The organism is Paenibacillus agricola, assembly GCF_011440305.1.
Taxonomy (GTDB): domain Bacteria; phylum Bacillota; class Bacilli; order Paenibacillales; family NBRC-103111; genus Paenibacillus_S; species Paenibacillus_S agricola.
Map to the genome: position 1 here is coordinate 596100 of NZ_JAAOIW010000002.1, position 21958 is coordinate 618057.

The 21958-nt window shown below is 39.3% G+C and carries 19 protein-coding genes, 1 pseudogene and 1 riboswitch; of the genes and pseudogenes, 4 read left to right on the forward strand and 16 right to left on the reverse strand.

From position 1 onward, the window contains the following. Nucleotides 1-26: 26 nt before the first annotated feature. From G9U52_RS07185 to G9U52_RS07215, 7 genes and pseudogenes are all read right to left on the reverse strand, one after another. On the reverse strand, nt 27-1313 hold the full coding sequence (locus G9U52_RS07185; protein ID WP_166147736.1) for an ABC transporter substrate-binding protein: 1287 nt from the start codon (nt 1311-1313) through the stop codon (nt 27-29). Nucleotides 1314-1354: 41 nt separating this feature from the next. Next, nucleotides 1355-2515: an efflux RND transporter periplasmic adaptor subunit gene (locus G9U52_RS07190; protein ID WP_166147738.1), complete on the reverse strand. Its 1161-nt coding sequence runs from the start codon at nt 2513-2515 to the stop codon at nt 1355-1357. A gap of 108 nt (nt 2516-2623) precedes the next feature. Further along, complete coding sequence (locus G9U52_RS07195; protein WP_166148211.1) at nt 2624-3454, reverse strand: carbohydrate ABC transporter permease; 831 nt, start codon at nt 3452-3454, stop codon at nt 2624-2626. A 59-nt stretch (nt 3455-3513) separates the two neighbouring features. Beyond that, entirely contained in the window at nt 3514-4389 is an 876-nt protein-coding gene (locus G9U52_RS07200) for a carbohydrate ABC transporter permease (protein WP_166148214.1), read from the reverse strand. A 245-nt stretch (nt 4390-4634) separates the two neighbouring features. Beyond that, nucleotides 4635-4816: pseudogene (locus G9U52_RS07205) on the reverse strand (IS66 family transposase); the annotation flags it as partial. A gap of 191 nt (nt 4817-5007) precedes the next feature. Next, complete coding sequence (locus G9U52_RS07210; RefSeq protein WP_166147740.1) at nt 5008-5577, reverse strand: SF0329 family protein; 570 nt, start codon at nt 5575-5577, stop codon at nt 5008-5010. Nucleotides 5578-5615: 38 nt separating this feature from the next. Continuing rightward, nucleotides 5616-5750, reverse strand: a complete 135-nt coding sequence (locus tag G9U52_RS07215; RefSeq protein WP_375790237.1) for a DDE-type integrase/transposase/recombinase — start codon at nt 5748-5750, stop codon at nt 5616-5618. Nucleotides 5751-5850: 100 nt separating this feature from the next. Here G9U52_RS07215 and G9U52_RS07220 point away from each other — a divergent pair, with 100 nt between their 5' ends. Together G9U52_RS07220 and G9U52_RS07225 are read left to right on the forward strand one after the other, a co-directional pair. Then, the gene (locus G9U52_RS07220; protein WP_207952827.1) at nt 5851-6417 is read left to right on the forward strand and encodes a TetR/AcrR family transcriptional regulator; all 567 of its coding nucleotides are present in this window, start codon (nt 5851-5853) and stop codon (nt 6415-6417) included. Nucleotides 6418-6905: 488 nt separating this feature from the next. Further along, nucleotides 6906-7832 carry an NmrA family NAD(P)-binding protein gene (locus G9U52_RS07225; RefSeq protein WP_166147747.1) on the forward strand — a complete coding sequence of 309 codons (927 nt, stop codon included), beginning with the start codon at nt 6906-6908 and terminating at the stop codon, nt 7830-7832. 464 nt (nt 7833-8296) lie between these two features. Here the strand turns inward: G9U52_RS07225 and G9U52_RS07230 are convergent, their stop codons facing one another. The 3 genes from G9U52_RS07230 to G9U52_RS07240 all read right to left on the reverse strand — a co-directional run bounded on the left by G9U52_RS07230 (nt 8297) and on the right by G9U52_RS07240 (nt 12893). Continuing rightward, a complete protein-coding gene (locus G9U52_RS07230) occupies nt 8297-10150 on the reverse strand; it encodes a GTP-binding protein (RefSeq protein ID WP_243767183.1) in 1854 nt (617 codons plus the stop codon). Next, entirely contained in the window at nt 10038-10961 is a 924-nt protein-coding gene (gene cysD, locus G9U52_RS07235; RefSeq protein ID WP_166147749.1) for a sulfate adenylyltransferase subunit CysD, read from the reverse strand. The genes G9U52_RS07230 and cysD overlap by 113 nt, the downstream gene beginning before the upstream one ends. Before the next feature lie 615 nt (nt 10962-11576). Continuing rightward, nucleotides 11577-12893: a hypothetical protein gene (locus G9U52_RS07240; RefSeq protein ID WP_166147751.1), complete on the reverse strand. Its 1317-nt coding sequence runs from the start codon at nt 12891-12893 to the stop codon at nt 11577-11579. 448 nt (nt 12894-13341) lie between these two features. Between G9U52_RS07240 and G9U52_RS07245 the strand changes: the two genes are divergently transcribed. Continuing rightward, complete coding sequence (locus G9U52_RS07245) at nt 13342-14199, forward strand: hypothetical protein (RefSeq protein WP_166147753.1); 858 nt, start codon at nt 13342-13344, stop codon at nt 14197-14199. Between the two features lie 261 nt (nt 14200-14460). On the opposite strand, the gene G9U52_RS41315 is transcribed toward G9U52_RS07245, so the two are convergent. The 4 genes from G9U52_RS41315 to G9U52_RS07265 all read right to left on the reverse strand — a co-directional run bounded on the left by G9U52_RS41315 (nt 14461) and on the right by G9U52_RS07265 (nt 19008). Continuing rightward, nucleotides 14461-14691 carry a hypothetical protein gene (locus tag G9U52_RS41315; protein WP_311764816.1) on the reverse strand — a complete coding sequence of 77 codons (231 nt, stop codon included), beginning with the start codon at nt 14689-14691 and terminating at the stop codon, nt 14461-14463. Beyond that, a complete protein-coding gene (locus tag G9U52_RS07255) occupies nt 14675-15100 on the reverse strand; it encodes a DUF6508 domain-containing protein (protein ID WP_166147756.1) in 426 nt (141 codons plus the stop codon). The genes G9U52_RS41315 and G9U52_RS07255 overlap by 17 nt, the downstream gene beginning before the upstream one ends. A gap of 34 nt (nt 15101-15134) precedes the next feature. Beyond that, complete coding sequence (locus G9U52_RS07260; RefSeq protein WP_166147758.1) at nt 15135-15770, reverse strand: hypothetical protein; 636 nt, start codon at nt 15768-15770, stop codon at nt 15135-15137. Between the two features lie 271 nt (nt 15771-16041). Then, nucleotides 16042-19008, reverse strand: coding sequence for an EAL domain-containing protein (locus tag G9U52_RS07265; RefSeq protein ID WP_166147761.1), 2967 nt, complete (start codon nt 19006-19008; stop codon nt 16042-16044). A gap of 99 nt (nt 19009-19107) precedes the next feature. After that, nucleotides 19108-19194: riboswitch (cyclic di-GMP riboswitch) on the reverse strand. Nucleotides 19195-19865: 671 nt separating this feature from the next. On the opposite strand from G9U52_RS07265, the gene G9U52_RS07270 reads away from it, so the two are divergent. Continuing rightward, on the forward strand, nt 19866-20036 hold the full coding sequence (locus G9U52_RS07270; protein WP_207952828.1) for a hypothetical protein: 171 nt from the start codon (nt 19866-19868) through the stop codon (nt 20034-20036). A 38-nt stretch (nt 20037-20074) separates the two neighbouring features. Here G9U52_RS07270 and G9U52_RS07275 read toward each other — a convergent pair whose 3' ends face one another. Continuing rightward, nucleotides 20075-21718: a recombinase family protein gene (locus G9U52_RS07275; RefSeq protein ID WP_166147765.1), complete on the reverse strand. Its 1644-nt coding sequence runs from the start codon at nt 21716-21718 to the stop codon at nt 20075-20077. Nucleotides 21719-21799: 81 nt separating this feature from the next. Beyond that, nucleotides 21800-21928, reverse strand: a complete 129-nt coding sequence (locus G9U52_RS40820) for an SHOCT domain-containing protein (RefSeq protein ID WP_279538564.1) — start codon at nt 21926-21928, stop codon at nt 21800-21802. Nucleotides 21929-21958: the final 30 nt, after the last annotated feature.

Consider the following 21958-nt stretch of genomic DNA (forward strand, 5'->3'; position numbering starts at 1 on the left):
AGGAAAATGGCTTACCATCATATTTCCTACTCGTTTAAAAAGGTTGTCGCCTTGTTCTGGATCAGCTTGGCTACTTCCTCCGCAGACTTTTGTTCGCTAAAGAATGATCTCGAATCATCTCCTATAATTGAAATCACTTTACTGTCCACCTCCGCATAGTTATCAGCTGTACTAATGAGTTGTTTGAACTGAGTAAATTCTTCGTCCGACACCTTGGGTGCTTTCCCGTCTGGAAGCTTGTACGTTCCATTTTTAACTTGTTCCTGAATGTCGTTCAACTGCTTCTCATTCACAGATTTAAGCAGTGAAAACCCTTGTCTCTCTTGCAGGGATTGCCCTTCTTCGGATAACACGAAGGCAATAAACTTCCAAGCCTCCTCTTTAACCGAAGATTTGGCTTGAATGGCGAACTGGGAAGCGGTGACAATCCTCGTTCCACCTGTTTGTTCTGGTTTTTGCAGCAGCTTCGGATTGGAGAAGAATAGATGCAGACCATTGATAAAGTCTGCCGGCGATTGCAAAACGGTAGAATAGAACATTTGCTTGCCTACATCCGCCGGTTCCGATGTCATGACTTTATTATCGTACATTTTTTTAATTTGTTGCATCATCTCCAAGAATAATGGAGAGTCGAACTTTGCCTTTTTCGCTGTATGATCAACGAACTCTGCGTATTTATCCACAATCATTTCTTGAAGGAGGAGTTCCGGCGGGTCATTCGCTAAAGCGTAGCGGCGTTCCTTGCCGCTCTCACCCAGTTTCTTCGAAATCTCTTCGAACTCCTTCCAGGTCCAATTCTTATCGTCCACATTCGTGTTCTTAAGAATGTCCCCATCGCCTACGAACGCCCGCAGGAAGAACCCGAAAGGCATGGTATACATACCTCCATTCAACTTCAATTCATCCAAAATGTTCATTTGCAAATCGCTTTTATTCAGTGTTTTGTCTTGCTTCATAGACTCATCCATGTTCAGGAGAAGCTTTTTGCTCACATAATCGTCGATAGGCAAGCTGCTTATTTCAAAGATATCCGGACCTTTCCCTGATAGCAGCGCTGTATTCGTCGTTTTTTGGTATTGTTCATAATCTTCTGTGACCTGAATTTGCAGATCGATGTCCGGATACTTTTCTTCAAACTTTTTCGCTATCGTTTGATAAAATGCGTTCGGTCGTTGCATAGACAAAGTAACGACTCTTTGCCCCTCTTTGGTTACCGGTTTCTCCGTACTTGCCAATTCCTCGCTACCTCCAGAATTGCATGCAGTCATCATTGTCATTAAAATACCAATAAATATAAATAGCCACTTTTTCATTGAATAAGTTCCTCCTATAATTTTATCATTTACAAGCTTAACTATTGCAGACGAACACGGTTTCCGTCTTGTAATGGCTCACTGCTCTCCAGAATAATCATGTCGACCTCATAGATACTATCCGTTTGGATCATTGTTTCTTTGCCATTCGCTTCACTGGACTGAATTCGGACTTTACGAGCAACAAAGATATTGCCTAATGCCCCCCTCTGCTCGTCAATTTTATAAACAAACATGCCTTCACGATCCTGATGAATCGCCTCATTGGATATAACTAGTCCCTCTTGGTGTGAGCGTTTCTCGAATTTGATCTCTGCCTTCTCACCCCCTTTCAGCTCGGAATCATTGACACTAACGCGAAGAGCCTTCTGCGGAATCGTTGGGGTAAGCCTTGCTTCCTCTCCAGATACGCTCTCGGTGCGCGGTTCTGCATTCGCCACTTCATCAATCGTGCCATCGATCATACGGGCCTGTTGTTCTTGGACAGTATGTACTTCGACCTCTATCTTCTCTCCGATTGAAATCCCTAAGCTGGACAACAGAGTTGAATCGGCAGAAATATCGAATCGATAACCTAGGCTGCTGTTCGCAATAAGAATATCTGGTTCTCCTGCTGATGTTACCCCTTCAAGGGCATTCAATTTCGTTATAATACCATCGAATGGAGCGATCATTTCCTGTTGGTTTGTCAGACGGTCTCTCAACTCGTTAACCTTACGTTCCTGCATGCCTAGATCAAGTTTTTGCGTTTCTATATCGCGTCTTGCATTCCGAATTTTGAGTTCATCTCCTTCCATGGACGACTGGATGAACTGATCTTGCATATTCTGCAGCCCGATTTTCTGCTTGTCCAAGTTGGTGATTTCATCTTCCATTTCTCGTTCAACAGATTTGCTGTCATAAATGATTAGCTGCTGCCCCTTCTTCACACGATCTCCTTCTTTCACGAGAATCTTTTGGACCTTCAAGCCAGCAGGGTTCGCTAATCTCGCTTCGGCGACCGGTTGCAGCATACCGCTACCTTCGATCGTAAATAAAAGACTTCCATTAGCCGGCTTTTCCGTTCTCACTTTCGGTAATGCCAGCGACTGCAGCGTGTTGCTGAACAACGTAAAAAATAGTAACAATCCCATAAAAACAATGAACACGACTAGAATGGTTCGTTTGCGCCTACGATCAGATGGCTCGTTTTCTAACTCCATATCCCGTCTTTCTCCTCCTAAGAACCTTCCATTGGAAAGTTTACTTCTTAAGCATTGTCTGAGTTTTGTTTAAGCAAATTTGTATCGCAAGCATCAGCTTCGCAAGAACTACCCCTTGATGCCAGACAATTGAATGCCCTCAATGAAATGCGTTTCCGCATACAGAAACAACAGCACCATCGGAGCCATGTAGAGCATGGATGCAGCGAAGGCAATCCCCATTTCACCATTGATCCTGGATAAATAAACGGATAGTGGCTGCTGGAACGGATCGTCCAGAAAAATAAGCGGCTGCTCCACCATGTTCCAATAATCGACGAACAAGAGAATAACAAGTGCAGCCAGGCCCGGTTTGATCATCGGAATCATAATCTTGCAGAAAATTCGCAAATGCCCAGCTCCATCCATCTTGGCCGCTTCGATGTAGGCATATGGAATATCCAGCATGAACTGCCTGAGCATAAACACGCCGAAAGCTGCGAAAATCCCAGGTAATATAATCGCATTCGTACTATTCAGCAGCCCAAGCTTATCCGCCATTATGTAATTCGGCACTAGTGTCACTTGAAATGGCATGAGCATGGTCAAGACATAGACAAGAAACAACGGGTCCCGGCCACGAAATTGCAGCTTGGAGAACGCGTACGCAGCAAGTGCTGCTACGAGGGTTTGTCCTGCGATGACCGGCACTACCATAAACACCGAATTCCAGAACATCGCCAGATATCTGGGGCTGCCCACCAACACCTTGCCATACTGCTCCAAGGTCACTTGATCCGGCAGCAATTTTAAATTCACATAAAGATTGGTTCTCCCAGCAGCCGCTTTGTTCATTTGCCCTATGGGTCCATAATTGATGCCAATTTCTTGTTCGGTCATGAGCGAATTTGTGAAAGTGATCACAATCGGGAATAATAACATGACAGCAATAGCGCCCATGACGACCGTTAACGCACTTTTTCGCAATACTTTGGCAACTAGCACAGCCTTCCGTCCCCCTATTCCATGAACTGCCGATACCGCCGTTCAAGCGCAAACAATCCCATGACGATCAGAAGAATACAGCCCACCATCAAGGTCGCCGCGGCAGTCAGCTTCTGAATATTGAGCGACGTGAACATATTGTTCATATAGTGTTGCATCATGTATATACTGTCATGCGGATAATCGCCTGCGATCAAATACGTTTCCCGAAATACTTTAAACGAATTAATGATCGACATGATGACTACAAAGAACATGGTGGATGTTAGATAGACAATTGTAATACTGCTAAACTGCCGCAAACGCCCTGCTCCTTCAATTTGGGCGGTTTCATAATAATCCCTCGGGATTTGCTGCAGCCCGGCCAAGAATAAAATCACGTTATAGCCGATGTTCTTCCATAAATAAACGACAATGATTACATTTCGGGCCGCATCGGTCTTCATCCAATCCACACGTTCGAATCCGTTGCCGCTCAACCAGGCGTTCAAAGAGCCGTTCCAATCGAACAGCATTTGCCAGATCAGAATAATCGAGGCGACTGGTACGACAAGCGGCAGCACATAGGCAGTTCGCAGCCATTTTCGCAGATATATATTTGTATTCAACAGCATCGCCAAGCCTAAGGACAGCGCAAGTATAAGCGGAACACTAACCACGCTAAAATAAAACGTATTCGATGAAGCCTTTCGGAAGGAACCACTCGCAAGCAGCTCGCGGTAATTATCCAATCCCACGAACTGGCTATCTACCGTACTGTCCATAAAAGAATAGAACACGCCAATGGCAAACGGAATCAGGTAGAACAGCGCAAATCCGACACCGCTCGGTACGAGAAATATCCATGCAGCCGCTGAATCCTTGCGAATCCATTTCTTTAATTTTTTCATGAAACCATGCCAAAAACCCCACTTCTTCATTCCCAGCTTCCTCCTTCCATTCATACATTTAGAATAGGGGAGACTGTTAAAAGAATAAGTAGGATAAATATAAAATTTTCATAAAATGATCGGCACAGCAATTAATCTAGTTCTTTGGATGATTTTTTTTGCGGGAAACGGACTTCAAAAAGCATTCGAATTTAACGTAAGCGTAAAATAGCCCCCACCTTGTGCAATCGCAAAAGGACGGGGACTTAAGTATTTTTCTTATAGAATACACGGCAAGTTAGAGGGAAGGTTTGTTTTTCAAAGAAATAGGTCAAATTGACAAACCGATTCAATCCATTCTCTTTGGTGGTTTCGATCATGCTGTAGATCATGCGCTGGCCTTTGCGCCGTGCGGTGTGTTAGAAAACATCCAGTTCTTTCGACCAATAGGCGTGCGAACAATTCGGGCAGATTCGGGTTGAAGTTTGTGGAGCCTCGATGCTGGCCGGAATTACCCGAACAACAAGGCTGCGAGATCCGCTTCTTTTGCTTTTGCTGCGCCAGTGAAGGTAACAGGCAGCCATTTCGTTGCATCAGCTGAGGGTTTCGTCCATCCGATCTAATTGAAGTTATTTATTTTCATAACGTACTAAGCCGTAGTTCATAAAAATACTGCACAATTGGATGCTTTAACTTCATCTTCTCGGTCATGTTTACAATTCGCTTTTTCCCAACTCGTCTGTCCACCAAAGCTAGAATATTCAATAAGATATCATTGCTCTCTATGCTTTCCTCTATAGAAATGGATAAAAACTTATTAGCTACAACGATAAAATTTGATTTACTTAATGTTGACTGTGCTGACAAAAGCTCCTTTGCATATTCTGATATTTTTCTACTTCTTGCAATTACTTTTAGACGATCCTCCGGAACTATCCCCTTGGCCTCTTTTCTGACCGCTTCAATTTCTTCATTATTGATAGGAATTTGGATATCTGAATCATTCTTAATTTCCAGCTCCGTCTGATACCATCTGATTAAGGTAGTTATATCACTCATATTGAGTATGTTCTTTTTATCTACTGCAATATAACAATGTCCTGCTTTATCAGGTAAATAACGGTAGCTAGTTGCACGGTATTCGACCCTTCCATATAACGCAGGGCAGAGAAAACTCTCCAGTTGTTGCTTCAATTTGCTCCAGGCCATGTAATCCTCCTATGTTCTAGGTTGAGATTTCTTATTTATTAATTTTGTATTGCGGGTGGATAGGCTGGATGTTTATCCAGGGTGATTACACGTAGGATTTGATTATGCAGAGAGGATAAAGCCTTAGTAAAGAAGCGTTTAGCTGCCTGCATATCCCGATTTTCAGATAACATGAAATCAATGATTGCCACGAGTCATTTGTAGGCTTCATCCCATGACTTCATTTAATTGATGTTATCATGAATCAGAGCTTTGCACCACAACCCGACGCAAATGAGCACTAGAGGCACAACAAAAGAAGTTATTTTGTCCACAGCTATAAATTTATTTATGAAACACGGATTCGATCAAGTAACGCTTAATCAGATTTGTAAAGAGATTAATGGGACAAAAACCGCGTTTTACTACTATTTCAAATCCAAGGATGAGTTAATATCTGAATTCTTTTTGGTTGACAATCTGATATCCAATGATGATATTCTGGACATTCTGTCTGACAGTGATTATGCCAATCAGGCCATGAAAGCAATGGAGATTTATGTTAAACACATTGTTCATTCGGGAGTCGAACTGACCAAGGAATTTTACAGGGTCCACTTTCGAAACCAAATTGCGTTCGATAAAGGTAAATCATCGTTGTTGGGCAGCATTATTCCAACTCTGATTCAACGAGCCAAAGACGCGGGTCAAGTGAAAAACCCGGCGAGTGCTGAAGATTTGCATGATTCGATGTGTTATATAGCCAATGGCGTATGTATTCATTGGGCAATCGCTAACGGTGGTTTCGATGTTCTGGAAGAAAGCAGGAAGCGGTTTGAAAATTTGCTAGTAGTGAATTGAGAATCGTTTTCATGGCAATTGGCTAGTATTCTACTCCAGTTGTTTTTGGTGGAGCCCCTTTGCCGCTTCCGTATTATTTCTCCGCATGATAAATAAGCCGTTCCACGACTCCCATCACCGGTTATTTGCAATCTCGCTTCTCTCCCCCTTCTAATCATCCAAAATAAACATCAAGCGATAAATAAACAAAATTTCCGCAAAACCAGAGCACGACCGCTTCAAACCCATCTCAAGAACAAAACCTGTCGCTTTCCCACGCTTTCCCGGTAGCTTGGTGACTTAGGGTTACTCGGCTGCTGTAAGGGTGATTTTCATCCTTGCAGCGCGGATTTGCGGTTATCCTTTGGCACCATTATGAAGTCTAAACCTTTATATTACATAACATTACTTCGGTAATGTTTATTATTACTTATGTATTGACCTTGATTGTCTTAAGTGATATATTTAGCATGCGATCGCAAACAATAAGTCATTCAGGAGGTTTAGATATGTCCATAGAAACCAAAGAGTCCAAAGCGAAACCAATCATCTTGGTTGTCGGAGGAACTGGAACCCAAGGGGGTAACGTTGCACGTGAATTATTGGCGCATGGCCATCGTGTTCGCATTCTTACTCGCCATCCTGATTTGGAAGCCGCACAGCTTTTAGTCAAAGCGGGTGCCGAGGCCGTTTACGGCGATATGAGTATGCCCGAAACTTTGAGTGCCGCTCTAGCCGGCGTCACAGCCATGTTTTCGGTACAATATACAGACCCGAATGACTCGTCGGTGGAACCGCAAAATGCTTATAACCTGTTACAGGCTTCCATTAAAGCGGGAGTACGCCAAGTGGTCCATACCTCTTCCATGGGCTCCGACAGGTTTCCACGCTGGAATAAACATGCATCTATCGTCAGCTATTGGGATCATAAATGGGAGATTGTGGATAATATCCGGAACGCCGGATTCGATTCATGGACCATCCTGCACCCTACCTGGTTTATGGAAAATTTCACCGAAACCTCGGCACAATTTATGAATCCCGAGCTTGAGAAAGGCATCATCTTCAGTGCTTTACAGCCGGATACACGCGTAGATATGATCTGTGGTGCGAATATCGCCTCCTTTGCAAGGGCGGCATTTGAACAACCTGAGCTTTTTCATAAACAAGATATTACTTTTGCGGGGGAATCGCTCACCATGGGAGAGGCAGCCGCGATCCTGACCGAAGTAACGGGCAAAAAAGTTACTTCCGTGTCATTGAGCAATGAAGCTGCCGTAGCAAGGGGACTCCATCTTGGTGTAGTGAATTCTCATGACTGGATGAATGATGTAGGATCTATAGTGGATTATGAGGCTTTAGCGCGGTTCGGGATACCTACGACATCCTTTAAACATTGGGTCGATAAACACAAGGATGAGATCAAGATCGACTAATGTAACCTTAGGGGGAGGGAATGCCCCTCTGTCAAACCAATTAATTTGTTGATCAAATTAACAGCAGAAAGGGCAGGCGAATGATTACATTCAACCTGCCGTTTCCTTATCCTATGTATGACTTCGATTCCCGTCTCTTCTTCGCAAAATAAACGAGAAAACAAAAAATAAAAACCCATTTAATATCGCAGCTATTGCAACTTGGTTTAAATGATATGACGTTTGAATCAGCGCACTGACTAGAACTACGATCTCTTTTTTTTAAAAAGTGAAGAAATTCGGTTATTCCGTACGCTCTAACGATCGCCGCGGACACAAGAAAAGTATCCCTACATCACTATTCACGATGATGTAGGGATACTATTTTTCAAGGACTATTTCGTTGAATCGATTTTTTTAAGCATGTGTACGGGAGACTTTCACTTCTTGCTCGATTGCGCTACCAAACAAGGGTTATGTTGGGATTAGAAATTAAGGAATTGCCCACGACTACTCTCATTGATTAAATATCTGATAATTCGTTTCACTACATAATTTGCAGCTTCTTCGATTGAAAGCTTGCTTGTATCGATTTCGATTTCCGGGTTCCCAGGTGTATCATTTGTACTCGAACTGCCTGCAAGCGGTCCACTTACATAAACTTCAATATATTCTTTGCCAATGATGTCTCGCGCGGTTTCTCGGTCGTTTTCGATCGGGGAATCATTCGATACCAATGCAATAAGTCCCGCATCGTTCATCAATTTTGCAACTTCTGCTAATCGCTGCAAAGATTCTCCCTGGCCATTCCCCAGTAACATGGTATGGTGGCCTGTCGATACCAAACGTTTTTCGACTTCCTTCGCAAGCGTTGATTTATCCGAAACCGTACCGGTGAACCAGAGGGTTAGAGGATTTTGACCTTTTTGCTGAGCACGAACATCTCTGGTGATTTCCGTATCTAGCCCTACCAAACTGTCGGATCCTTGAAGGGCTTCGTCAATGACTCCGCAAGCGGATGTCATATTGGTTACACGATCGATCAGAATAAATCCACCAATGCTTTTATTTTGATCAAAGGAATCAAAAACGATACTGTCCGATAATGAAAATTCACATTTTGCCAATTCATTTTTAACAATGTGATCGGCTGGAACCGTATTTCCAGTATTGATATCGATTTTATTGTTAATTGCCGTCACGGTACCGGGCAGTACTTTCGTTCCTACTTTGACCAAATAATTTTTACCGGGAGTCAGTACGGAATCATCCATCCAAAGAATCGTAGCGCTAAAACTATCAGCTTCTTGGATTTGATCGTCTTTCGTAAATACACAGCCCCGTGAAACGTCGACTTCGCGATCCAATTGAATGGTTACGGGTTGTCCGGCATGTGCTGAATTCCGATCTTGGTCTGTCACTAAGATACGTTTGACTTTCGCTTTTTCACGACTAGGTAGCGTCGTCAGCTCATCGCCGACCGCGATTGTCCCAGCCTCAATCTGGCCTTGGAAACCGCGGAACGTATGGTCCGGTCGAGATACACGCTGAATTGGCATCATAAAATGCTTCGTATCGTTGGCATCAAGAACATCCACATTTTCTAAATATGACAACAAAGGAAGACCCGCATACCAAGGAGTATGTTGTGACTTTTTGGTAATGTTATCCCCTTCTGTGGCAGAAACAGGGATAACCTGTATGCTTTGAAAATGAAATTCAGCGGTCGTTCGGGAGAAATCTTCTTTTAAATCATCAAATATCTTTTGATCAAAATGAACTAAATCCATTTTGTTTACAGCTAATACAAGATGTTTAATCCCCATGAGTGCGCAAATTCGGGTATGGCGTTTGGTTTGGGTAATGACCCCTTTGGTTGCGTCAACAAGAATGATTGCAAGATCCGCAAAGGATGCGCCTACTGCCATGTTACGTGTATATTCTTCATGTCCCGGCGTGTCCGCTACAATGAATGAACGGTGATCCGTCGTAAAATATCGATATGCCACATCAATCGTAATCCCTTGTTCACGTTCGGCCAGTAACCCATCAAGTAGCAAGGAATAGTCAATTTTTCCGCCACGGCTGCCAAGTCGGCTATCCAGCTCTAATGCTCTTTCTTGGTCGGCGAACAAAAGCTTTGCCTCATAAAGCATATGTCCAATTAAGGTGGATTTGCCGTCGTCTACACTTCCGCATGTAATAAATTTAAGCAGACTTTTCATTTTAGAAATAGCCCTCCCGTTTACGTCTTTCCATACTTCCAGCCGCTTCTTGGTCAATAACCCGAGTTGTCCGTTCGGATGAAACCGCACCAAGCGTTTCTTCGATAATGGCATCTAGCGTATCCGCCTCCGACTCGCCACCGCCAGTAAGAGGATAGCAGCCTAATGTGCGAAACCGCATCTTCTTCATTTCAACTTTTTCATGGGGTTCGAGTTTCAACCGATCATCATCCACCATGACCATATGTCCATCGCGATTGACGACGGGTCTTTCTTTTGCAAAATAGAGAGGCACAATATCAATGTTTTCTCTTCGAATGTATTGCCAGATATCTTTTTCTGTCCAATTGGATATTGGGAAGACGCGAATGCTTTCGCCTTTATTAATTCTTGTGTTGAAAAGCTTCCACATTTCCGGCCGTTGGTTTTTCGGATCCCACGCGTGATTCTTATTCCGGAATGAAAAAATCCGCTCTTTCGCACGCGACTTTTCCTCGTCACGTCTTCCACCGCCAAACGCAGCCGTAAATCCGTATTTCTCCAATCCCTGTTTCAATGCTTGGGTTTTCATAATATCCGTATACGCGGCACCATGATCAATCGGGTTGATCCCTTGTTTAATACCTTCTTCATTCGAGTGAACAATCATTTCGATCCCCAATTCATTAGCTTTGCGATCACGGAATTCGATCATTTCTTTAAATTTCCACGTTGTATCAATATGCATGAAAGGAAATGGCGGTTTCTCAGGATAAAAAGCTTTCAGCGCCAAATGCAGCATTACGGAACTATCCTTCCCGATCGAATACAGCATCACGGGATTTTCACATTCCGCCGCTACTTCTCGTATAATATAAATCGCTTCAGCCTCGAGTTGATCCAGATGTGTCATTTCATGTATGGAATCAAGCTTCGGTTTTTGCATGGAAAGGTGCCTCCTTTTAATTCTTACTAAATCTATCGTATTTCTTTATATTCTATCAGATTCTAGCTTTTATGCAAAGTGGTAAAAAGTAAAGTTTTTATATTTAAATTTTCCCACAATAAATATTGGGGACGCAACATTTTGCGTCCCCAATCACTCCACAACCCTTTTTACTCAATCCCCTTATAAATCCATAGAATTTACAAGTTCAATATGCACCCGACAACGATGAACATCTATGGGCATGTTTTATCAAAGGCGGATAAAGAAGCTGCCAATAAGTTCGATCTGATCATTCCATTTAAAAATCGCAAAGAAGCATAAGAACCCGAACGATTGCTGTACCAATCGTTCGGGTTCTTATGCTTAAGGACTATAACAGTTCATTCAAAATGTGCCCTGTTTTATGCTTATTTCTGATGATTTCGGATGAATTATGCCGGTTAGTGTTACATTTTCACACCAACTCTACACCAATGGCTAAAAAATCAATACTATATCACTAATTTAAACCAGCTGTTTCATTGGAAAAACCCTGTATTAATAAGGCTTTTAGGCAAATATTTCATTTCGTACAAGCAACGCAACACACTCCACTTGTGTTGAGACGTAATATTAATCCGTTATTTCCTTATATAAATAGTGATCACTTACTAAATGAAACAATCCTGCGCTACCTTGATTTAATTTGTCGCTTTTTATGAATTTTGATAGTCTATCCAATCCAATTATCTGAACATCCTTACTTTCATGGTTTGGCTTAAAAGTATTTTCCGAAAAACTAGTATCATCTATTCTCAAAATAAAAGAAAGTTCATTTCGAAGACCAACTAAATCAACAACAGTTCCTAAAAATTCGAAAAAGACACCCTTTTCATCCCCTTCTTTATTTATCATTTTTATTAACGATTTAATACTTTTATGATTTAGTATATTTTCAACGGGTACTCCCTTTTCATTATGTTCATACTCTTCTTCACCAAATGCTTCTTCAATAAGTTCTCGAAACAATACTTTCCTAACAGAAAAATTATTTCTTAAGATTTCATCGTCATCACTATTTTCAAAAATTTCAAACCCACCTGAAGGAATGAATTGATAATATCCTGGTTTAGAAGCAACTTTTACAGATCGTTTGATCACTAAAACCTTGTATTGATTATCTTCATGATTACGAAAAACAACAAAAATTTGAACACCTAATAAAGAACTTCTTGTTGTCCCAGTTGTAAGAACATCTTTTTGTGATAAATTATGATGTATAGCCTTTCTTAGTTGCATATGGCCTATTAAGGTATCTGCAGACATTTGATTAATATTATTCAAACCTTTATTATATGTTTGAAATAATTCATATTCAAGTATATGACTTGAATAAACATTTTGCTCATATGTACCCGTTTTTGCTTTAAACCTTAGCATATCACCATTATTGTCTAATTCTATTCTATCCAACATAAATCCTTTGAGGGTAGGCCTCATGATATTATCGCCAACTAAATATTTGTATTCTTTTTGGATAGATGAATTTATTTTATAATCCTCAACATATGTAACCAATTCATTTTGATCATAAATATCATCGAATGGATAAGAAGCTTTATTAGCCGACTTAAAACAAACAACAGGATATTCTGTTTCAAAGGCTTTTGTAAACGGATATTCATTGTAAATTTTCTTCAAAACTATATTCTGCCAATCGATGAATTCCTTACTTTCTAAAGTAGCATAATATTTTTTAATAGTATTAGCTTTATTTTTCTGAATACGTTTTGGTATTATACCTAAAATTGATTTTAATACATTCACTTTTTTCATAGTATATTTATCTATTAACTCATTTACGGCAAAGATAATTACTATTAACGTTACTATTTTGCCTACTATCGGAATATTGAGAATATATTCATTAACATTTTCAAGAATACCCACTAACACACCATCCCACTATCTATATTAGAATCGATCATTGCCAATAATTCAGCTCTTTTTCAGTAGCTGTCCTTCCTTTTTCTAAAATGAAAACCTTCATTATGAAATCATCCACCTATCGAAACTTGTAATATCGCTAACAAAAACCAACCTCCAATCGACTCAGTAATGCAAAAATTTATCTTTTGCCATTTATGAGTCTGCCCTGTCATATTTTGTTGTTCCTTTAGACTTATTCCACAAATCAACTGGAAATTCCTTTTTTCGACAGGTTGTTTCCATCAATATAACCACCAACCCGACACCAGTCTGTCAGCGAGTGTATGTTTGCACAAGAGTTTGTTTAAATATTCCTTTTATGTGTAATATTTGAATAGTATCAGTATTTGGAAACCTTTTTATGATTCATGCGTCTAATACGACACAACACTTGAAGGAGCGGAAAACCTTGAAAATTACTTGCTACTATAGCGATCACTCTGATATGGGCTATATTTTATTGAAGCCAAGATTAGAAGATCAAGTCGATGAGTTTGAGTCGAGTAAGAACGAAATCACCCATCATTTGCAGCCAGAACAGATCACAATCCCCTATGTTACAGATGAAGTTGTATCCCCATACCTTGATCTTATGACCATAGCCGCGAACACATTTGAAGAGGATTATGAAGTAGGCTACGACACTGAATATGGCAATGATATGGACGATGAAGGGTATATTAGTGGTATCGAATTAACACTCTATCATGATCGATTCATTGATCTTGTCAAAAATCAGGTATTCAAGGTAATCCGAACAGAATGGAGAAATAGGGAGTTTCATTTGATTACATTCGATTATGCTGATGAGGTATTTAAACCGGAGAATGTCATTTATAAATTGACAGATGAGGAAGATGCTTTTGTTATTGTTCAGCTTATAGAGCCAAAGACGCTTGGATATCAGTATACGGATGAAAACGATCAGAAACGTGCAGTCGCTTTGTTTAGAGGATTAATTTCAGCAAGAGATGATATTTATCCATTAGAATATTTATTGAAACCACAATTTCTCTTACGCAAAGATGAAGGATACCTCCAAATTGAAAAGAGGCTATGGTGTTCCCCTAGTGACAAACATATATGGAATGCCATATCTTTAGAACACCGCAATAGCTTATTAAATAGCATTAATTGTGATCAATGCTCAGCAAACTTTGATATGCTGGACTGTACATTTGATATGAAATCAACTAATAGTTTTATTGCGAGACTGTATTGCAAAAGATGTAAACATCGTTTTGTAAAAGTCGTTGAATGGGATTAAATTTTTCACAGACAAGCGTATATTTTGATGAATAAGCCTCCCGATTGTGAGAGATTGAAGAAATTGACCAGATACTCTATTCAAGTTAACTAGTGCTTGTCTATATTTTTCGATTCTATTATAATCCTCTTTAGTCGGATTCGGAATTCTATCCAAGTTCATGTTATCCGTAATATCAAGCGTTTTTACTTTCGCTGCAAGTGGATGCATTCTAATCCTATCAATAACTTGTTCGTAGGACTCTTGATTTCTTCGGGTTAATCAGTCAATGGCTTGAATAATATGTTCAGGGAAACCCTCATCTCGCAGCTCATTGAAGGTATGCGATGTGTCCTCAATCAAATCATGCAATACAGCCACAATTCTTTCATCTTCTGTGGTTGCTGCTTGCATGACTCTCATTGGATGGAGAATATAGGGTCGTCCACCCTTGTCGGTTTGTCCATCATGCATTTTTGCAGCTATGATAATGGCCTTATTTAATAAATTCATTCTGAGCTCCTCCTGTTTCCTGAGTATCCACTAGTACCTTTAATCTTTTCAATAATGCTAATATGACTCCCTTATCAATCATTGATGCATACATTCCAGCGTTGAATCGGTCTGCTCGAATAATCGTCGTAAACAGTTTTCTAACTGTATTCAAATCAGCATTGTAAATGAGAGCGGTATTCTGAAAATGTTCCTTAGACTCAGATTGCCATGTCCCCCAATTGAATTTGATGATCATATTCGATTGGTATAATTTCGTTACAAATTCGCTAGCGGCATCATCGTAAGTAAATGGATCTAAGGAAAACTGGCCAGAAGATACCGTATATTTTTTATTGGTCGATTCAAAGTATGGGATATACATAAACAGTACTGCTAGCTGAGAGTCATCATATAGATCTTGATTCATAACGTTCCCTCCATACTTCTTTTAATTTGTTTGATTAATTGCAAAAAGATGTGCCCTCTTGCCAATAAAACACGATCTGTTCATCTAACTTGGTAGGAGTTATTTCAATGCAATCACCTTCTTGTAAAGTAAAAATTTGATATGGCATATTTAAAAGCTTACAAACAATCTTTTGACTATCAGGATTATATCGCTCTACTCTGCACCATACTTCCTCTGTTTGCTTGTTATCTCCAATTAAATACACTTTTACATCATCGGGAAAATCGTCTGCTCGAATCAAGTCAAATTCATCCCTATTCCTAAAATCTAATATAAATTCATCTTGATCATAATAACGATCTGTAATCTCACGAGCTCGTTCGATATCTTGGTTGTTTATATGATGGGATAAGAACGAAAATTCGCAATCACTGATATAACCTGACCGCAATATTAATAAGCTATCGAAATTCTTTAATAAAATAGGTTGAATAATACTATGCTTCATTAGCGCATAACACGTAAATACAAAGCTGAATCCACATTCATGATCGATATAGCCTCTAAGTATGATTGCATCGGATTTGGGTATTTCATAACTCTTCTGAACAAAATCAAACACTTTCTTATCCCAAGTTACAATGAATTGTCTATCCAAATTGCGAAAGGATACTTCAGATATTTTCATATAAACCACATCTCCTCAAGTTCATATTCTATATATTACCATACGCAAGAGGTGTAAGGTTGTCAGGAAACATATGTTTGCATACAAAAAGCGTTGGTGGATGTACATATCCTTCCAACGCCTGTATTTATTGATCTAACTGAGCTTCGTAAACATCCTCCCGATATATCCTTACCACGCACTCCACATGTGTGGAGACGGTAAAAGGGATATAATAATTTGCTGCTGATATTATACTAAGTAAATTAAAACGGCTATCCTGTCATCTTTATTATTTTTGTAATTTCTTTTTCTGCTCTTTAATTACATTTACTGGGTCCCCAATGAATATTTGTGTATGGGATGGAACTCCTTCACGAATTTTGATAGCTAGTAAATTTAAATTTTTGACCAATTCTAACTGTTCATTTTCTTCAATTTGAAATTGAATGCCGTATTCATAAACATCGCCAGCCTCAATTTCGTTAATCCAGGCAATATTCCCGTGAAGCTCATAGGCTTGATTTAATATTTCCGTCTTAAATTTCAAAATAATGTCATCATTAACAGGTAATTTGACTCCCATTAAAAACTTCAATCCACCTGGACCTATATTAGTTATAAACACTTCTGTACTGCCCAGATCAACCTTCCTTCCCTTAAACATGGAAATGGTCATTCCTGCCACCAATGGATTTTTAAGATCAACCCGAAAGTATCCTCTGCGGTTTGCAATCAATTTCTCTTGTTTTGTCTTCAATGATTGAGTTAATAATTGTTTATTCTTCAATAAATGCACAAATTCTTCTGCATCAATAGGACGGCTGAAATAGTACCCTTGAATCTCGTTGCATTTTTGTTCCTTTAAAAAGGTATATTGTTCAGCATTCTCTACACCTTCAGCAACAACGTTCATTTGCAGCGCTTTGGCTAAATTCAGGATACATTCAATAATGCTTTTATTAACCGGATCATTTAGAATCTCCTCAACAAATGATTTATCAATTTTAATCGCATCCAGAGATAAACTTTTAAGTAAGTATAAAGAAGAATAACCAGTACCGAAATCATCAAGTGAAACTTTTATTTTCCGTTTCTTTAACTCAACCAGCAGTTGGGTCACTTCTTTTTCATTACTAATGAAGGAACTCTCTGTAATCTCAATTTCTAACCGATCCGGCGATATTCCTGACTCTTCAACGATTTCATCGATAACTTGTAATATATTTTGTTTCAATAACTGTTGTACTGAAAAATTGACCGAGACTGTGATTGGAGGGAGTCCCATGTCTTGCCACTCTTTATTTTGTCTACAGGCTTCACGCAATACCCATTCGCCGATGGGAACAATGAGTCCTGTTTCCTCTGCAATTGGAATAAACTCTGTTGGAGAAACAAGTCCCCAGTCAGGATGATTCCACCTAATTAAGGCTTCTGCCCCAAGAATTTGTGTAGTTTCGGCATCTACACGAGGCATATATTGTAGGAATAGCTCCTTTTTCTCTAATGCTTTTCGAAGATCGTTGCCTAAAGTAAATTGCTTAAACGATTGAACGTTTAAAGAAGAGGAATAACATTGAGCTTGGTCTCTTCCCTGCGATTTAGAAAAATAAAGAGCTGTATCCGCATTTTTGAGTAAACTCTCTACAGTCAAACCATCGAAAGGTGAAAGGCTGATACCAACACTCGCCGTTATATGTAACTCGTAACCTTCAATAATAAATTGTTCTTTGGTTATTTGTATAATTTTATCCGAAAGAAACATTACTTCACTATGACTCTCCACTTCGGATAGGACAATACAAAATTCGTCACCACCAAGGCGATAAACTATTTGACCATCATCCAAACAGTTCTGCAACTTATTTGCAAATTGCTTTAGCAAAGCATCACCAATAGAATGTCCAAGAGTATCGTTAACTGACTTAAAACGATCCAAGTCAAGTAACAGCACTGCTAGTTTCTTATTATAAAATTGAGCCACTATTAATTGTTTGTCCAGTTGTTCCTCAAACATCCTTCGATTTGGAAGATCGGTTAAATAATCATGGTAGGCTAAGTATTGATTAAGTTCTTCCGTTTTCCTCCGATCTGTAATATCCAAAACAGTACCTACAGTCGCTATTTTTCCCTCATGAAGTACTTTCGTATAATGAACCTCCACTATAATAATAGTACCATCTTGTTTTATCGCCCTGTGACTGAGGTTCTGAATGGATTGTCCTTCAGTTAGAGCTGAAATCCGACTAGCAATGGCGACTCTATCATTGACATCTATTGTCTGCCCTACATCTAGACCTATTAAGGAGTTATAACCTAACATTCTGTCTAATTCCGGATTCGTATATACAAATAGTCCATCTTGGGCAATAAATACGCCGACTATGGACTGTTCTACAATACTACGATATTTAGTTTCCGCTTCTAGAAGAGATCGCTCCATAGCTTTTTTTTCTGTAATATTTTTAGCTATCCCATAAATGCCTACAAGTTCTTTATTTATGATGATAGGAATATTCGTAACAATAAATTCTATAATTTCTCCATTTTTATGAATACCTTTCGTGTCATAATTTTGTGGTAAGAGTGTTCTTACTGTATCCATAAAGTATTTTTGTGTATTTTGCAAAGATTCTGGTTCTACAAGACGCTCGAAATTCACATTTAATAGCTCATCTTTTGAATACCCAAAATTCTCTTCAAGTGCTGAATTACATGATAAAAAATTCCCTCGAAGATCAAAGGAGAAAACAGCATCCGGATTATTATCAAATAATGACTTATAATATTGTTCTTCCTCATTTAAACGTAACCGAAGTTTTTTATTCTCCGTTATATCCTGGATTGTACCTATTGCACCATACCACTCGTTAAACTCATTGGAGAAAAATTCAGTGCTCTCGACAACATATCGTACTTCCCCATTCGGACGGACTATTCGATATTCAATTTCATATGGTGTTTTAGCCTCAGCAGATAACGAAAATGTTTCAAATACTCGTTCTCGATCATCAGGATGCATAAAATCAAAAATTTCTTCCAGCTTTACCGTTAGATCATTATCGAAACCGTATATAATAAACATTTGTTTAGACCATGAAACCTTGTCAAGCAATTGGTCATACTCCCAATACCCCACGTTGGCTATTTTTTGAGCTAACTCAAAGCTCTTACTTTTTCTTTTAAGTATTTCAATTAATTCTTCTTTGTTATTGGTTGTTAAAACTTCGTCTTTTTTTATATTATATTTCTTTTCCATTTTCCATTTTCACTTCCTTTTTCTATGATGCCATTTTACATAAGTTTGTTATTATAGAAAAGCAAAAGACACTACCCTTAGATAGTGTCCGCTCTACTTAAGGGTAACCCGGCTATCATTGCAATTTCTGCAGAAGACCCGTGGCTTTGCGCCCCTATCTTTCGATTAGGTTTGCTATTATCCTATTTTTTTGATTTATTCAATAAAAAAGTGTTATGGTACGATTTGTCAAAATCAAGGTCCTATAGATACATATAACACGAAAATAAGTTCATCATTAAATTGTTCCAGCTAATCCCGCCGCGTATCTTACTTGACGATGTGCTATAACTACTTTTTTCCCTATCAATCCTTGGTTTCTGATTTACCTTAACAGGTATCCCTAAGAGGTCAACCATAAGCATGATATTGGCTAGTGTACTTGTTACAGAATCTACAAGATACTTTAGCACTTAAACCAAATATACTGTTAATGATATACTGAATACTCCTTAGGATTTACAATTTAGTGGAACCACTATTTAATACATCTATTTTTGAATAGCTCAAATTACTTCTAAAGACCCAGCCTATATAAAGAATAGTAATATTGTACCACAGTTATGTAATATTTCGCAGTATATATTGAAAATTAGGGGGAATTGTAGAAAAAATAAATCACTAACCAACTTGCCATCCCCTCCCATCAAAATTAACATACGCACACTCAAACATCGGGAGGGGATGGTACTATGGAAGATTGGCTGAAATGGCTAGTGAAAGGTTTACACAAGAGGTTTGATGAACTATCACTAACTGTCGAGTGACAGGAACATATCGCTCTATTGATCGAGAAATCATCAATAATACTATCGGATTTGAAAAATCAGGTGGAATCGGCTCTTGGTGTTTTATTAGAATGGGAAGGTACTGTTCAATATCAGCATTCGGCTGAAAAGGAATGGCTTTATTTGCGTGGAATCAAGGATGGCATGGGGATGGTCAAGGAAATTAACCGCTATCTAAAAGAAAATCGTCTGGAGTTTTAACGATCAAACAGCATGGACTTCCCATGCCATCTGTCTTATCATCTATTCATGTTACAGGCTGGAGCCAACCCTTTGAGTTCTTCAATCTCCAGCCCGCTTTTCAAGGTAAATAAATAACGCGTTGGTGAGAGAATGGTTATCTTCTCTACCAACGCGTTAAATAGTTCATCGTCAAAATGTTCAAGTAAATCCTGCCGCGCATTCATTACCTGTATAATTTCGTTTACTCGACTCTTGATTTGAGCTTTTTGATCCATATCTTTCTCAAGCAATATTTTCTTCTGCCGGAGCTTATCCAACTCGGAGGTGATTCTGGCGTTTTCCTCATTATATACAGTCTCGTCTATATTATCCCGAAGCTTCAGGTTAACCAATCCCTTGAGATCCGTTTTTAGCTGTTCGATGCTTTGCTCTACTTTTATCAGCGATTCATGCCCTTCTCGCTTGGAAAGTATCGCTTCAATATTAGCATTCAATGTTCGTATAAATCCATCCTTGTTTTCATGCATCCGATTGAATATTCGTACAAAAGCATCCTGCAACACATATTCATCCACTGCTTTTGCATCGCAAGCATCTTTGCCTTCATTGACATAGGTTCGGCATTGCCATACGACTTTCTTGGAAATATTATTGCTGTTCCATGTTCGCCTTTTAAAATTTGCATCACAGCAGCCGCAAAATACTTTACCGCTAAACGCATACTTGCTGGAGTATTTCTTTCGATCACCCATGATATTACCCTTGAGGAGTGCGCGGCGAACTTTTTCCTTCTGTACAGCCTCGAACATTTCCTTGGAAATTATCGGATCATGATTGTCCTCGATCAAGTATTGCTGTTCTTGACCATGGTTCTTGACCCGCTTATGACTTAGAAAATCGACTGTGACTGTCTTTTGCTGGAGTAAGGCTCCATAGTATTTCTCGTTCGTCAGAATAATAGTAATGGAGGAATCCCACCACTTATCGCTTCCAGTTACCGTTTTGATTTTATCTCGCATCAATCCTGTCGCAATCGCCTGATAACTTTTACCCTCCAGATACTCCTCATAAATCCGGCGTACTAATTCAGCTTCCTTTTCGTTAATAATCAGTTCGCCTTCCTTATCCTTATCGTAGCCAAGAAATCGCGTGGTATTACAATGCACCTTTCCGTTTGCAAATCCTTTTTGAATGCCCCATTTGGAGTTCTCCGATATATTCCTGCTTTCATCTTGGGCAATCGAGCTGAAGATGGTTAGAAATACTTCCCCAGAGGATTCCAGCGTGTTAATATTTTCCTTTTCGAATAATACGGCAATCCCAAGACTCTTTAGTTCCCTTACATATTTTAACAAGTCCATCGTGTTCCGAGAAAACCTCGATATCGATTTTGTTAGAATCAAATCGATGTTACCAGCTCTCGCCTCTTCAATCATCCGTTTGAATTGTACTCGATCTTTGGTGTTCGTGCCGGATATACCTTCGTCAGCAAAAATTTCTACCAAATCCCAATTTGAATTGCCTTTAATATGTTGTGTATAGTGCCGGACTTGATTTTCGTAGCTTTCACGTTGTTCCTCAGAATCCGTACTGACCCGACAATAAGCTGCTACTCTTTTCTTTGCTGTTTGTGCGATCCCATCGACTAATTCCAATGATTTAATCGGTACAACAACAACCTTCTTCAATACTTTACCCATACTATTCCCCCTCAGATATATTCCTTTTACTGTCACATGTTACGATTACTTCTGCACATCATCAAGTCATTTCTGCCCATTTTACGGGCTTTTGAAGGACTTTTTATTCAACAAATCAATCTCGGCAAACTCTTCATCGGTGATTAAATTTTGTGATTTCAGTTGCTTTAATAGGCTCACGCTGAGCATGTAATCAATTGATTTCTTCATATGTATAGGCTCCTTTTAATTGAAATAAAA

Excerpts from the sequence above, each read along its gene's own strand:
- cysD (WP_166147749.1), bottom strand. The coding sequence starts at position 10,961 with ATGCAAAAACCGAAGCTTGATTCCATACATGAAATGACACATCTGGAT.
- G9U52_RS40820 (WP_279538564.1), bottom strand. The coding sequence starts at position 21,928 with ATGAAGAAATCAATTGATTACATGCTCAGCGTGAGCCTATTAAAGCAA.
- G9U52_RS07225 (WP_166147747.1), top strand. The coding sequence starts at position 6,906 with ATGTCCATAGAAACCAAAGAGTCCAAAGCGAAACCAATCATCTTGGTT.
- G9U52_RS07215 (WP_375790237.1), bottom strand. The coding sequence starts at position 5,750 with ATGTTATCTGAAAATCGGGATATGCAGGCAGCTAAACGCTTCTTTACT.
- G9U52_RS41315 (WP_311764816.1), bottom strand. The coding sequence starts at position 14,691 with ATGAATTTATTAAATAAGGCCATTATCATAGCTGCAAAAATGCATGAT.
- G9U52_RS07275 (WP_166147765.1), bottom strand. The coding sequence starts at position 21,718 with ATGGGTAAAGTATTGAAGAAGGTTGTTGTTGTACCGATTAAATCATTG.
- G9U52_RS07265 (WP_166147761.1), bottom strand. The coding sequence starts at position 19,008 with ATGGAAAAGAAATATAATATAAAAAAAGACGAAGTTTTAACAACCAAT.
- G9U52_RS07220 (WP_207952827.1), top strand. The coding sequence starts at position 5,851 with ATGAGCACTAGAGGCACAACAAAAGAAGTTATTTTGTCCACAGCTATA.
- G9U52_RS07190 (WP_166147738.1), bottom strand. The coding sequence starts at position 2,515 with ATGGAGTTAGAAAACGAGCCATCTGATCGTAGGCGCAAACGAACCATT.
- G9U52_RS07260 (WP_166147758.1), bottom strand. The coding sequence starts at position 15,770 with ATGAAAATATCTGAAGTATCCTTTCGCAATTTGGATAGACAATTCATT.
- G9U52_RS07195 (WP_166148211.1), bottom strand. The coding sequence starts at position 3,454 with ATGGGCGCTATTGCTGTCATGTTATTATTCCCGATTGTGATCACTTTC.
- G9U52_RS07230 (WP_243767183.1), bottom strand. The coding sequence starts at position 10,150 with ATGCCATTATCGAAGAAACGCTTGGTGCGGTTTCATCCGAACGGACAA.
- G9U52_RS07210 (WP_166147740.1), bottom strand. The coding sequence starts at position 5,577 with ATGGCCTGGAGCAAATTGAAGCAACAACTGGAGAGTTTTCTCTGCCCT.
- G9U52_RS07185 (WP_166147736.1), bottom strand. The coding sequence starts at position 1,313 with ATGAAAAAGTGGCTATTTATATTTATTGGTATTTTAATGACAATGATG.
- G9U52_RS07200 (WP_166148214.1), bottom strand. The coding sequence starts at position 4,389 with ATGAAAAAATTAAAGAAATGGATTCGCAAGGATTCAGCGGCTGCATGG.
- G9U52_RS07255 (WP_166147756.1), bottom strand. The coding sequence starts at position 15,100 with ATGAATCAAGATCTATATGATGACTCTCAGCTAGCAGTACTGTTTATG.